The organism is Acidimicrobiales bacterium, assembly GCA_041394245.1.
Lineage (GTDB): Bacteria > Actinomycetota > Acidimicrobiia > Acidimicrobiales > Aldehydirespiratoraceae > JAJRXC01.
The window spans coordinates 681167-693661 of record JAWKIR010000002.1; the positions used below are offsets into that span (position 1 = coordinate 681167).

General features: G+C 68.0%; 13 protein-coding genes. 5 read left to right on the forward strand and 8 right to left on the reverse strand.

The annotated features are described in order from the left end of the window. Nucleotides 1–9: 9 nt before the first annotated feature. On the forward strand, nucleotides 10–426 hold the full coding sequence (locus R2707_03395) for a putative toxin-antitoxin system toxin component, PIN family (protein ID MEZ5244115.1): 417 nt from the start codon (nucleotides 10–12) through the stop codon (nucleotides 424–426). A gap of 479 nt (nucleotides 427–905) precedes the next feature. Here the strand turns inward: R2707_03395 and R2707_03400 are convergent, their stop codons facing one another. The 7 genes from R2707_03400 to R2707_03430 form a co-directional block, all read right to left on the reverse strand. Beyond that, on the reverse strand, nucleotides 906–1781 hold the full coding sequence (locus tag R2707_03400; GenBank protein ID MEZ5244116.1) for an SDR family oxidoreductase: 876 nt from the start codon (nucleotides 1779–1781) through the stop codon (nucleotides 906–908). After that, nucleotides 1778–2347 (reverse strand): TetR/AcrR family transcriptional regulator, encoded by a 570-nt coding sequence (locus tag R2707_03405; GenBank protein MEZ5244117.1) that lies wholly within the window; start codon nucleotides 2345–2347, stop codon nucleotides 1778–1780. The genes R2707_03400 and R2707_03405 overlap by 4 nt, the downstream gene beginning before the upstream one ends. Continuing rightward, nucleotides 2344–2481, reverse strand: coding sequence for a hypothetical protein (locus tag R2707_03410; protein ID MEZ5244118.1), 138 nt, complete (start codon nucleotides 2479–2481; stop codon nucleotides 2344–2346). Before R2707_03410 ends, R2707_03405 begins: the two co-directional genes overlap by 4 nt. Before the next feature lie 20 nt (nucleotides 2482–2501). Continuing rightward, on the reverse strand, nucleotides 2502–2924 hold the full coding sequence (locus R2707_03415; GenBank protein ID MEZ5244119.1) for a hypothetical protein: 423 nt from the start codon (nucleotides 2922–2924) through the stop codon (nucleotides 2502–2504). Continuing rightward, nucleotides 2921–4105 carry a M23 family metallopeptidase gene (locus tag R2707_03420; protein MEZ5244120.1) on the reverse strand — a complete coding sequence of 395 codons (1185 nt, stop codon included), beginning with the start codon at nucleotides 4103–4105 and terminating at the stop codon, nucleotides 2921–2923. Before R2707_03420 ends, R2707_03415 begins: the two co-directional genes overlap by 4 nt. Before the next feature lie 45 nt (nucleotides 4106–4150). Then, complete coding sequence (locus tag R2707_03425; protein ID MEZ5244121.1) at nucleotides 4151–5506, reverse strand: S41 family peptidase; 1356 nt, start codon at nucleotides 5504–5506, stop codon at nucleotides 4151–4153. 230 nt (nucleotides 5507–5736) lie between these two features. Next, nucleotides 5737–7929 (reverse strand): LuxR C-terminal-related transcriptional regulator, encoded by a 2193-nt coding sequence (locus tag R2707_03430; GenBank protein ID MEZ5244122.1) that lies wholly within the window; start codon nucleotides 7927–7929, stop codon nucleotides 5737–5739. A gap of 117 nt (nucleotides 7930–8046) precedes the next feature. On the opposite strand from R2707_03430, the gene R2707_03435 reads away from it, so the two are divergent. The 3 genes from R2707_03435 (at nucleotide 8047) to R2707_03445 (ending at nucleotide 10070) form a co-directional block, all read left to right on the forward strand. Beyond that, nucleotides 8047–8301 carry a hypothetical protein gene (locus R2707_03435; GenBank protein MEZ5244123.1) on the forward strand — a complete coding sequence of 85 codons (255 nt, stop codon included), beginning with the start codon at nucleotides 8047–8049 and terminating at the stop codon, nucleotides 8299–8301. Continuing rightward, on the forward strand, nucleotides 8298–8999 hold the full coding sequence (locus R2707_03440; protein MEZ5244124.1) for a DUF4386 family protein: 702 nt from the start codon (nucleotides 8298–8300) through the stop codon (nucleotides 8997–8999). Before R2707_03435 ends, R2707_03440 begins: the two co-directional genes overlap by 4 nt. A 105-nt stretch (nucleotides 9000–9104) precedes the next feature. After that, nucleotides 9105–10070, forward strand: coding sequence for a hypothetical protein (locus tag R2707_03445; protein MEZ5244125.1), 966 nt, complete (start codon nucleotides 9105–9107; stop codon nucleotides 10068–10070). 87 nt (nucleotides 10071–10157) lie between these two features. Here the strand turns inward: R2707_03445 and R2707_03450 are convergent, their stop codons facing one another. Next, nucleotides 10158–10787 carry an XRE family transcriptional regulator gene (locus R2707_03450; GenBank protein MEZ5244126.1) on the reverse strand — a complete coding sequence of 210 codons (630 nt, stop codon included), beginning with the start codon at nucleotides 10785–10787 and terminating at the stop codon, nucleotides 10158–10160. A 41-nt stretch (nucleotides 10788–10828) separates the two neighbouring features. On the opposite strand from R2707_03450, the gene R2707_03455 reads away from it, so the two are divergent. Continuing rightward, nucleotides 10829–12427 (forward strand): bifunctional NAD(P)/FAD-dependent oxidoreductase/class I SAM-dependent methyltransferase, encoded by a 1599-nt coding sequence (locus R2707_03455; GenBank protein MEZ5244127.1) that lies wholly within the window; start codon nucleotides 10829–10831, stop codon nucleotides 12425–12427. Nucleotides 12428–12495 lie beyond the last annotated feature (68 nt).

Here is a 12495-nt window from a genome sequence, read left to right on the forward strand (position 1 = left end):
GGCAACGGCATGAGGGTGGTGCTCGATGCCAACGTGTGGGTGTCGGCTGCGATCCGTAGCGGGCCGGCCCATCGGATCGTGCAGTCCTGGCTTGCCGGAGCGGCCGCGTTCGACGTCGTGATCTGCCCGGAACTCGTCGCAGAGGTTGAAGACGTCCTCACCCAGCGACCGAGGATGCGCAAGTGGATTCCGCTCGACGTCGCCGAGCGGTTCGTCGAAACGCTCCGGGTTCTTGCCGACGTCGTCCCAGACCCGATCGAGATCGAGGCAATCACCCGAGACATCGACGACGACTACCTTGTCGCCCTCGCCCGCGAGCACGGCGCCGACTACATCGTGACCGGTGACAAGGATCTGCTCGAGTGGCCCGACCAGCGCCCGGCGGTGCTGACGCCCGCTGCGTTCGCCGAGCTGGTGGGGGAGTAGGGCTGAGTATTGCTCGGCGGGCGGAATGCTCGCCGGAGCCAAGGGCGGCGAGCGGCTCCGGGGCGTCGACGCGACTTGTGTCGCTTGTCATCACCGTGTCATCAGAATCCTCGGAAATGGGCCTGAATCGACGATTTCAGCTGGAGTGGCTGGACGGCGAGAGTGGCTCTGAGCTGGAGAGACAGCGAATGCTCGACACGCAGCGGAGCCGCCGATGAGGGGTTCAAGTCCCCCCTCCGACATGTTTCGCGAAAGCCCTGGTCAGAGCGTCGTGCGCTCGGCGGCCGGGGCTTTGTCGCGTCCTCCTGAGGTCGGCTGCAGGGCTGTGACCTGCGGTTTTGTCTCCGTGTCGGAGCTGGGAGTCGAAGTCTCCCGTCCAAGATAGGAGAGCGGTGAAAGCCCAGGTCAGCCGGCTCCACCATGAGGTGTCGTCCTGCATATTTGGAACGAGGGCGAGGAGCATAGCTCCCGGTGCCGTGTCAACTGGGCGGAGCGACGAGCTCCGCAGAGAGGTCCCACAGCCTCCGTGCGGCTGCCTGGTCGAGAGCGGGGTCGCTGGGTTGTTTCGGCTTGCCGGACGCCCAATAGACGGAGGCTTCGAGTTCGTCGGGTTGGGCGGTGGCGAGCAGAACGCTGGTCGTAGCGCCCTTCTCGGGCGTGGCCAAGAGCGGCTTGAGCAGGGTCATCGCCAGACCCATCCAACGCGGACTGCCGGCTCCCTTGCCGAAGTTGGTGGCGACGACGCCGGGGTGAAGCGCACGAGCGATGACGCCGTCGGGCCCGAGGCGGCGGTCGAGCTCGACGGTGAACAAGATGTTGGCGAGTTTGGAGGCGGCATAGGCGCTCGATGGCGAGTAGCCGTGGGTCATCTGCAGGTCGTCGAAGGCGAGGCCACGCTTGGGGCCCCGGTGGTTCTCGCTGCTGACGGTGATCACGCGGGCGGGCGCACTGTGGATGAGGAGCGGGGTGAGGAGGTTGGTGAGGAGGTTGGTGAGAAGGAAGGGGCCAAGGTGGTTCACGGCGAGCGTCCATTCGAAGCCATCTTCTGTGGTGCGTCGCTTGCCTGCCATGGTCCCCGCGTTGTTGACGAGGATGTCGAGCCGGTCGTGGCGGTCGGCGTAGGTGCCGGCGAAGGTGCGCACGGCATCGAGGGACGCCAGGTCGAGTCTCGCTGGCTCGACCTGGGTGCCGGTGGCTGCGGTGAGTTCGTCGGCGATGCGCTGGGCGGAGGAGAGCGTTCGTGAGGTGATGGTCACTCGTGCGCCGCGGCTGGCGAGCTGGGCGGCGGTGGCGCGCCCGATGCCGGAGGTGCCGCCGGTGACGAGGACGTGTTTGCCGTTGATGTTCCAGGTCATTGCGGGTCCTCCCGTTTGGTGGTTACGGCGGCGAGAAGGGTGACGGTGACGTCATCGACGATGCGGGCGGCACGTTCAGGGGTTGCGGCGACGAGTTCGGAGACGCCGGTCAGCACGTGGCGCAGCAGGAGAGCAGTGATGTCGGGGTCGAGGTCGGGGCGGAAGTCTCCGTTGGCGATGCCATCGGTGAGGATCGAGCGGATTCGTTGCTCGAGTTCGGTGTCGAACGCCGAGAGCTGGTCTCGAAGTTCGGGCGGGAAGTCGTGGTGGGTCGCGAGGGTGTGTCCGTGGCTGGAGATGGCAGCGATGTGGCGGACGAGTTGTTCGATGGCCTTGGCCGGGGTGGAAATGACGCTCAGGGCCTGGGTCAGGCCGTCGATGGCGTGCTGGTTGTGGGCGGTGGCGGCGTCGGCCAGGATGCTGGGGATGTCGGGGTAGTGGTTGTAGAGGGTGGCTCGGGCCACGCCGGCGGACTTGGCGACGGCGACCATGGTGACGCCGGCGAGGCCGTGCTCGGAGACGAGCGTCAGGGCAGCGTCGATGATGCGCTCGCGAGCCGAGGTCATGACGCGTCCTGCGTGTACAGCCGTCTCGACAGGGGCGCGAAGATGGCGAGCACGCCGATCGTCCGGGCGCCGGTCAAGAACAGGTCGGTGTTGTTGGCCGTGTCCACGCACAGGCCCCGATCACCAGTGGTCATACTGTCCACCGTAGCATACGCTATGTCTCCCGCCGACGGCGATTGCTCGTCACTCCTGCACGAGGGTCGGCTCCGCCGCGTGACCGGGAATGTGCGCGTCGGCTGTGGGTTGCTCGCGCCCGGAACTCGTCGGTGAGGTGGTGGGCGCCGACGGGGTCGCCGATCATGTCGCGTTGGCCCATGAGGGCGAACATCTGGAGGTTGGCGCCGGCGTTGGGGTTGATGGGGCTGATCAGCCGTCCGAACGCACGGACCAGTCGGCTCGGCACCCGCGAGACGCGAGCGAGTCGGCCGGCGGCGTCGAAGGCAGCGGCGGTGAGGCCGTTGTCGTTACGAACGGCGAGGACGAGCGAATGCACGTGACGCGCGCTGACGGCTCGCTCGACGAGACGGTCGATCTCGAGCTGAAGGTCGTCGGTTCGTGGGGTGTGGGAGGTGGTCATGAGGTGGTCCTGACTCGGTCGTTGCGGCGGAAGAGGCTGGTCTGGTCGTCGGTCTCGTCGCCGTTGCGGATGTGGGTGATGTCGTCGAACCGGAACGGCAGGGATTCGCCGTCGCCGCGGCTGTAATCGTTGTTCGATTGCGGGGTGTCCTGGACCTGCAAGTGCAGGTGAGGTTCGAGGCTGAAGCCGGAGTTGCCGCAGGTCCCGACGAGGTCGCCGACCTCGACCTGGTCGCCGACCTCGACGGCGACCGAGCCGGAGCGGAGGTGGGAGAGCTGGACGTAGAGATCGGGTCCGAACTCGATGACCACGGTGTTGCCGGCGAGGTTCTCGCCCTCCTGAGAGCCGATGGGCTGGTCGGGGTGGATGTCCTCGGCAGCCACGACGGTCCCTGCGGCCGGGGCCAGCAGTGGCTGGTCCCAGCAGTAGTAGGAGGTGAGGTCGTCGGTGTCGCCGTCGTAGGTGCGTCCGTCGCGTTCGATGAAGAAGTCGACGGCGTAGTGCTGATCAGCTAGCGGGGTCCAGTGGTGGGTGACGAGCGAGCTCTTCCCGGCCGAGGGCACGTGCCACTCACCGTCGAACGGCGCCTGGATCGTGACGGCGTCCTCGGCGCTGGAGTTGTAGTGCACCTGGTAGAGCTGGAAGGCCAAGAACGCCGCGACGACACCAACGACTCCGTTGAGCGACCGCGACACCGTGCTCGTAGGAATCAGCTGGAGCGGAACGAAGACGAACAGCGGTCCCACGACGAGGAGCCACTGGGTGGTGGGGCTGGGGAAGCCACCGGCCTCGATGTCGAGCAGCGCGATGTCGGCAGCGGCGACCACGAGCACGGCGAGCGTGATGCGCAGGACGAGCTGTGCGATGGCCGGCCGGTTCGCCGGCTTCAGCGACGACGACAACAACGAGGTGTTGAGCCGACCCTGCTTGGCGGCGACGCCACGGTGCACGACGCTGCCGACCGCGATCGCGGCGGGTGCGAACAACAGCAGTTGGTAGACCTGGGCGATTGCCCAGGCGCCGACTGCGATGACCAGCATCGCAGCGGCGAGCACTCGTCGAGGCCAGGCCCGCCCTGCCTGCTTCACCGGCTCGTGCCGGGTCTCGCTTGTCGGCGAGGAGAGCGGTACGCCGGTTGGCGCCGGGGGAGTGGGGGTGTCGGTGGTTTCGGGGTCGAGCATGGCTCGGGTCCTTTCGTGGTGAGGTGGTGGTCGGTGCGCCGGCGGTCAGGTGGCGGCGAGGTGATCGATGGCGGCGGCGATGGCCTGGTCGAAGGGCGCTGGGACGTCGACGGGGATGCCGGTGGCCTCGTGATTGGCGCCGTCGAGGTCGGTGTAGTTCTCCATCGAGAGGGTGAACTCGGTGCCGTCGGGCAGGACCCAGTCGATGGCGTCGGAGAACTCACCGAACGAGGGGCTACCGACGACGGCAGCGTCGGCGACCTCGGTCATGGCGAGGGTGAAGACTTCGGCAGCGCTGGCGGTGATCGGTGACGTGACGACCGCAACCGCGCCCTCGAAGAAGGCTGCTTCGGGTTCGATGACGACGGTCTGGACGAAGGCGTCGGGCTGGGCGTGGGCCCACTTGCGATAGGCCGGGGTCGGATCGTCGACGAAGTAGCCGGCCGCGACGGCGGCGAGATCGTCGTAGCCGCCACCGTTGAACCGCATGTCCACGACCAATCGGTCGACGTCGTCGAGGTCGGCGATGGCCTCGTCGAGTGCGGTGCGCAGCGCAGCGAGATCGGCCGCGGCGTCGTCGTCCGCGCTGATGCCGTGGAAGGCGACCATCATCAGGTAGCCGGTGCCGGCGTCGAGGTGGCCCCAGGCCACCGAACCGGTTGCGTCGGCGGTGATGTCGTCGACCGATGCCACTGTGCGATCGAACTCGGTGCCGATGCCAGCCTCGAGTTCGCCGAGCGTCGTGACGCCCGTCAGGCCGAACGCGTCGACGTCGGGATCGATGTCGACGCCCTCGACGGTGGTGTGTCCGTCGCCCAGTTCGATCAGCAGTTCGGCAAACGCCGTTTCGAACGCGTCGGGGTCGCCCTCGACGGCGGTCCGGAGCTCGCTCATGGCGGCCGGCCAGTCGAAGCCGCGTTCGTCGAAGAAGGGATAGTGGGCGGTGAAGAGCTCGTCGAGGGCGAGGAGGGTGTCCGCTTCGCTGCTGTCGCAGTCGAGCGGCCCGGTGAGCGGCAGTAGCCGATAGTCGGTCGTCTGGCCGATGAGGTTCAGGGTGATGACTCCGTCGTCCTCTGCGTGATCGACGGGAAGTTCGTTTTCGACGGTACCGCCGACAACGCAGGTCGAGGTGGTGACGTAGTGCGAGGTGATGTCGTCGCCGTCGACGTGGAGCACCGTGCCGTAGCCGTCCATCTCGTACCAGCCGTCGGGGAGCCTGATGCTTTCGTCGGTGACCGAGTCGAGCGTGTCTCGATCGTCGGCGACGCTCGCGACCGAGACCGAAGGCGCCTCGATGTCGGGTTGGTCACCGATGGTGATCTCGGTGCCATCGCCACACGCAGCAGCGAGGAGGGCGGAGCTGATGCTCGCCGCGATGAACAGGTTGGTGGTGCGTTTCATGAGGTTGTCTCCTGGTGAAGGGGGATCGGGACGGGTCGAGTCGGGACCATGAGCAGCGCAGGAGCGGTGGTCATGGTGACGATCGTTCCGGTCGGCGATGGGCACGAAGCCACCGTCGCTGCCGGTGGTGTGACGCGTCATCGCACGCGGGGTGATCTCACCCGGGTGAGGTCAGCGTCCCCGACGCCCGGTGAGGGCGTGGTCACGCCCCCGCTGTTGCGACGCGCTCGTTAGAGCAGGCCGGCGTCGCGGGCGGCCTGCACCGCGGCTTTGCGATCGCCGGCTCCGAGCTTGCGATAGATCGCTCGGCAGTGCGTCTTCACCGTGTTGAGCGAGACGAAGAGCTCGCTCGCGATGTCGCGTTGTGACATCGGCGATGGGAGGTAGCGAAGGACCGCCATCTCGCGGTCCGTGAGGTCGTCGACCACGGTCGGTGTCGTGGTGGCCTCGTGGTCCAGCCGATGCCGAGCCTGGACGCGTGCGAGGTACGGGGCGACGATGCCCGGGTCGGGCAACCGCTGGAGCATCGACTGCGCCCGATCTACGAGGTCCGCTCCGTCGGCGACGTCGTGCAGGGAGAGGACGTCGCCCGCACTGGCGAGGGCGTAGGCGGCGGCGATCGGCATCACCGATGTGGCAGTGAGTGTTCTGCACGTCTCCGCGGCGACGAGCGCCTCGGCGGGATCGGTCGCGGTACGGGCCAGCACGGCGTGGGCAAGGGCGCCGTGGGTGCCCGCCGGGGCGCCTCGCTCGTCGATGACCGTGACCGTCTCGGTGGCGTAGCGACGGGCGTCTTCGAGGTTGTTGCGTTCCAACGCCACGATGGATTGCAGCGCCGGCACCCCGGAAAGACCGTACTGATCGCCGTGCTCGTCGGCGAGCGAAGCGGCTCGGTCGAGAAGCGGCTCGGCATCGTCGAAGCGGCCACCCCAGACGAACGCCTGGCCGAGGAGCAGCGTCTGGGTCGCGTCGGCGATCGGTGGAGCTGCCGACGCAGCCGCGATGGCTCGGCCGACGTTGCCCTCGTTGAGTCGGAGCATGACATCGAGGCCGGCGATGAGGCCGGACGCGAACGGATCCGGCGGATGTGACGCCTCGAGGACGCGGGCCTGGCGGAGCGAGCGGGCGGCCTCGTGCGCGTGGCCTCTCACTGCGTGGATCCAGCCCTGCGTGACCGAGCACAGCAGGTGGGTGTCGACAGTCGGCCCGAGGCGGGCGAAGTAGCCGCTCACGGTGTCGATCTGGCCGAGGTTGAGCAGGTCCATCGAGTGGGCGGCGATCACATCGGCCGCCTCGTCGAGATCGCCGGCGGCCAGGAGATGTTCGGCGGAGCGGTCGAGATCGCCATGCTTCCGGTGCCAGGCACCGGCGCGACGATGCCACTCGTCGATCGGTCCCGAGGCCTCGGCCTTCAGCCGAAGCATGTCGCGGAGAAGGTGGTGGTATCGGTACCACTCGTTCGAACGCCCGAGCCCCACCACGAGCTGGTTCCGATTGGCGAGGTCCGTCAGCCAGCTCGCTCCGTCATTGCTCCCACACACGGCGTCGACCAGCGGCCCCGACATCTCGTCGAGGACCGACGTGGCCAGGAGGCGGCGAAGCTCTTCGGGCTCGGTTTGGGCGAAGAGCTCGTCGCTGAGGTAGTCGACGACCAGCCGGTCGTCACCGCGGAAGGCTTCCACGAAGGCGGCGCGGTCGTGTGCTGCGGTCAACGACAGGCGCGCCAGCACCAGGCCGGCCGCCCAGCCCTCGGTGCGATCGCACAGCACACGGATCTGGTCGGCGAGCGCCTCGGCCTCGGTTGATGCGTGGCCGAGGAGGTGGGCGGCCTCGGATTCGAGGAAGCGCAGGTCTGTCGCCCTGACCTCGACCATTCGCCCCCCAACGCGCAGGCGCGAGAGACGAAGCGACGGATCCCAACGTGTCAGGAGCACCAGTGTGAAGTTGTCGGGAGCGAGCTCGATGAGCCGCTCGACGCCATCATCGACCGCCGGACTGGCGACGAGGTGGTAGTCGTCGATCACCATGGCGACCGGTTGGCCTTCGGCGAGGGCGTTGACGAGACCGTCGATCAAAGGCCCCGGGGCCGACGCAGAGTCGGCGATCAGCGATTCGATCTTGCCTTCGAGGGTCGGAGTGACCGTGGTCAGTGCGGCCACGACGTGGGCCCAGAACCGAGCGGCGTCACGATCGGCTGCATCGACCTGGAGCCAAGCGGTGTCCGAACGGTCTTGCTGCCAGGCCGCCGCCAGGATCGACTTACCGGATCCTGCCGGCGCACTGACCAGGACCACGCGAACCAATGGATCCGCCACGGCGGCGTCGAGCGTCTCGTCGAGACGGGAGCGGTCGACCAGCAGGCCCGGCAGGGTCGGCGGCGCCAGCTTCGTCGCCACCAGAGCCGTCTCACCGCCGGATCCCATGACCGGATACTAGGGCCGGTTCACCGTCGTCGTCGGCTCCGTACCGCGCGGTATCACCCGGGTGAGATCCGGCCGTAGGCGAGGACGAACCACACGGAAGTTTCGGATGGTGAGGGCATGAACGAGCCGATCACCTACCAGATCGTCATCCGCGGCCACGCCAGCGAGCGCCTCCTCGCCCGGCTCAGCGACGACTTCTCGATCGACACCATCGCTGGTCGCAATACCCGACTGATCGGCGAGATCCGCGACGCCGCCCACCTGCACGGCGTGATCAACCAGCTCGCGTCCCTCGCCATCGAGATCGTGAGCGTCATGCCCGCGGCCCCCGAATCCCCTGACCACCCAACCCAAGCAAAGGAAACACCATGACCACCGTGACGACCAACAACGCTGTGACCACACGGGCGACGACTCGAGCGGGCGCCATCGGCGGCCTGATCGCCGCCGCGACGTTCCTGTTCGGCATCGCCCTGTTCGTCACCAGCCTGAGCGACTACACCGAAGACGACGCGACCCCGGCCGAGTCCGTCGAGTTCCTCGTCGGCCACCAGTCGACACTCTTCGCGTGGTACCTGGTCATCTTCCTCGTATTCGGCGCGGCGATCATCCCGCTCGCCCGGGCGATGCGTCAGCGTCTCACCGACGTCAGCCCGCAACTCGCCGACATCGGCGCCATCTTCGCCTACATCTGGGCCGGCCTCATGTTCGCCACCGGCATGATCTCCAACATCGGCATCACTGCCGTCGCTGACCTCGACGAAAGCGATCCCGATGCCGCCGCAGCGCTCTGGTCGAGCATCGACACCGTCACCAACGGCCTCGGCGGCGGCAACGAGCTCGTCGGTGGCATGTGGATCCTGCTGGTGAGCCTCGCCGCCTGGGGCTCGGGACGTCTCCCCACCGGACTCAACGTGTTGGGCATCGTCAGCGCAGCCGCCGGCCTAATCACGCTCATCCCCGGCCTCTCCGACGTCGGGATGATCTTCGGACTCGGATCCATCGCCTGGTTTGCCTGGGCCGGCGTCGTCCTCCTCCGCAGCAAGACGACCGGCGAGGTTGCTCGCTGATCACCGCCGACGCCCTCATCGGCATCGACGTACTCGAAGGTGAACCGTCTTCACCCGGGTCCCGTTCGGCGGACCGGCCGGCTTCGAGCCGACTAGCGTAGGCGCATGGTGAACTCGACGAGATTGCGGTTGGTTGTCGCAGTGGCGCTCGCCCTGCTGCTCACCTCGTGCGGTGGCGACGACGGCGGTGGAGACGGGCCCGTCGGTGCTGCATCCGGCGAGAACGGGCCCGACGCGGCAGCCCCCGGCGACGGGGGCGGTGGCGCCGTGACGGGGGACTCTTCCCAGCTCGAGGCCACGGCCGAGGAGATGTTCGAGGCGTTCGTCGCGGGTGACGACGATGCCTGGTTCGACACCCTCTCGGCGGCGTGCCGGGACCGGCTCGGCTTCGGCGCGGTGCAGAGCCACCTCGACGGCCGCCGGTTCCGGATCGAGGCCGGTGGGATCGACCTCTCGGCCATGAGCGTGTCGGCGAGCACGGTGTCGTCGTTCGACGGTACGCAGGGCGAGGTGCTCCTCCTGCTGTCCGGCGCCGATGCGCCCTTCGTCGAGGAGCTCGCACAGACCTGGGTGCTCGAGAGCGATGGCTGGCACCTCGACGAGTGCGACGACATCGAGCCCGCCGACGGCCTCGATGGCTTCGGCGCCGATCGGTCCGATCCGGCCGACGTGGGGTTCGTCATCGACGCCGACGGGCTCCTCGTCGCCTTGCGCGATGTCAATCTCGACAACGCCGACATCGTCGCCGAGCTGGGCGGCGCCGGCCCCGTGAACGGTGGCGCGCTCGCGACCGCCCAGGTGACCGTTGATCACGTCGGTGCCGAGCCCTCGATCGTGCTGGGCGAACGGCTGACGTTCAGCTTCGTGGCGGGCGACACCGTCTACGGCGAGGAGAGCGATTGCGCAGGTTCCGGCGACGGCTTCCTCGATCCGGCGTTGGAGATCGAACGGGGCGGAAGCTCACCGTTCGCCTACCTCTGTCGCGAGATCGACCCGGCCGACGGTCCGGGTCTGCTCCTCCGCATCGAGTCTTCGGTGTCGGGCGACGACTGGTGGTTCACACTCGGCTGAAGCGTGGGCGGGCTCGGTCGGTCGTCTCCGTCGGCAACAGTGGACGGCCCTGCTCACCTGGGACGACGCGACCGGGCCGCCGGTCCTTCACGGGCGCTGCGGTGATCGGGTGTCGTGGTCTTCGTGGATGTGGGCGCGGTGGCCGTCGCGGTCGAAGATCATGATGACCTCGGCGTCGTCGTGGATGGCGGTGATGGCATGCGGGGTCATCGTGGTGAACTGGGCCGCTTCGCCCTGTTCGACGACGATGTCTCGGTCGCCGAGGGAGAGTCGAACGCGCCCCTCGAGGACGAAGAACCAATCGTGGCCGGGATGGACCTGCTGCTGCGGTCGGCGGGCGCTCGGACGGATGCGTTGTTTGAGGGCGATGGTCGAGCCGGTGGGCCGGCTCAGCATCCAGGTCGTGCGGTCACCGGACTGACTCGGTTGCGGCCGGATGACGACATCGTCGTCGTTGCTGAGATCGAGCAGGGAGTCGAGGTCGATCTGCAGCGCCGCGGCGAGGGGGATGAGGACGTCGAGGCTGATCGTGCGTTTGCCGGTTTCGATGCGGCTGATGGTGGATGCGCTGAGGTTGGTGCGTTCAGCGAGAATGTCGAGTGAGAGCCCCATCGAGGTGCGGAGGCTGCGCAACCGGGACCGTACGAGGTGCTCGATCTTGTCGAGATCAGTGATCATCAGCTCACTGCCGTCGACACGATCTTGCGAATACTGCAAGCCGACATCCTCTTCATGACATCCAGCGTACTGTCCGTGGCATGAGTGGTCATCACAACCGTGTCATCGAACGTCACTGCGATGTTCTCGTGGTCGGCGGTTCCGCCGCGGGATTGGCCGCTGCGCTGCAGCTGGGGCGACAACGTCGATCGGTGATCGTGGTCGACGCCGGGGAGCCTCGGAATGCGCCGGCCGCGGTCATGCACAGCTTTCTGGGTCGCGACGGAACCCCACCATCGGAGCTCACCGACCTCGGACGCGAAGAAGTGCGCAGCTACGGCGGCGAGGTGCTCGACGGACGGGTTGTCGACGTCACCCGCCACGGCGAGGCGTTCACGGCAGAGCTGGCGGGTGGGCATGCCGTGGTGGCCCGCCGGTTGTTGGTGGCGACCGGCTTGGTGGATGTGCTGCCCGACATCGACGGTGTGGCCGAGCACTGGGGGAGAGGTGTGATCCACTGCCCCTTCTGCCATGGCTACGAGGTCCGCGATCGCCGGATCGTGCAGATCGTCAGCCATCCGATGGGCCTCCACCCCGCCGCGCTGTTTCGCCAACTCACCGACGCATTCACCGTCGTCGTGCACGACGACGACGGGATCGGACCCGATCAACTCGACGCACTGGTGTCGGCTGGTGTGAGGGTTGAGCGAACGCGGGCGGCGAGGTTGACCACCGGCTCCGATGGCACCCTCGTCGGAGTCGAACTCGAGTCGGGGGATGTGGTGGGCGCAGACGCCGTGGTGGTCGGTCCGCGCTTCGAGGTGGCGACGGCCCCCTTCGCCTCACTCGGGCTCACGTCGGTGCCTCACCCGACGGGACTGGGCACGATCATCGAGACCGACGGGACGGGTGCGACGGCGGTGCCGGGGGTATGGGCCGCCGGGAACGTGACCGACCCGACCCAGCAGGTTCTCCAAGCCGCCGCCGACGGCAGCCGGGTCGGCGGGATGATCGCCGTCGGTCTCGCCCACGATGACCTGCGCGCCGGCGGGCGGCACTCGTCGAACCAGGCCGACTGGGACCGTCGCTACGCCGGGGACAGGATCTGGAGCGGCAACCCCAACGGAGCCCTGGTCGCCGAGTTCGACGGTGCCGCGCCCGGGACAGTGCTCGACGTCGGAGCGGGTGAAGGCGGCGACGCGATCTGGCTGGCCGAACGGGGCTGGGCCGTCACCGCATCCGACATCTCCACCACCGCACTCGCGGTCATCGCTGCCGAGGCCGAACGCCGCGAGCTGCACGTGGAGTGCCTCCACGCCGACGCCAATGCCCTCGACCCCTACGGCGGACGCCAGTTCGATCTGGTCACGGCCCACTACGCATCGATCCCGCGAACCGGCGACGGGCGCGCCATCCGTAACCTGCTCGGGGCCGTCGCTCCCGGCGGCACCCTGCTCATGGTCAGCCACGACACCGAACCCATGCGCCACCCGATCGACACCCGCACGACGAGCCGGGCCTTCGACCCCGACGCCTACGTCCGGGTCGACGACGTCGAAGTCGCACTCCGCAACGATCCGGCCTGGACGATCGACGTCGCCGAGAAGCGACCACGGCCACCCGGCGCCGCATCGGCATCTCTTCATGTCGACGACATCGTCATCCGCGCCCGACGCTCCACCACGAGTTCGGCGCGCTAGCGCCACGGACCCTGGCCGCTCGCACGGACCAGGGAGCGGCGTGAGGTCCGACCAACCTGCGGCCCGGC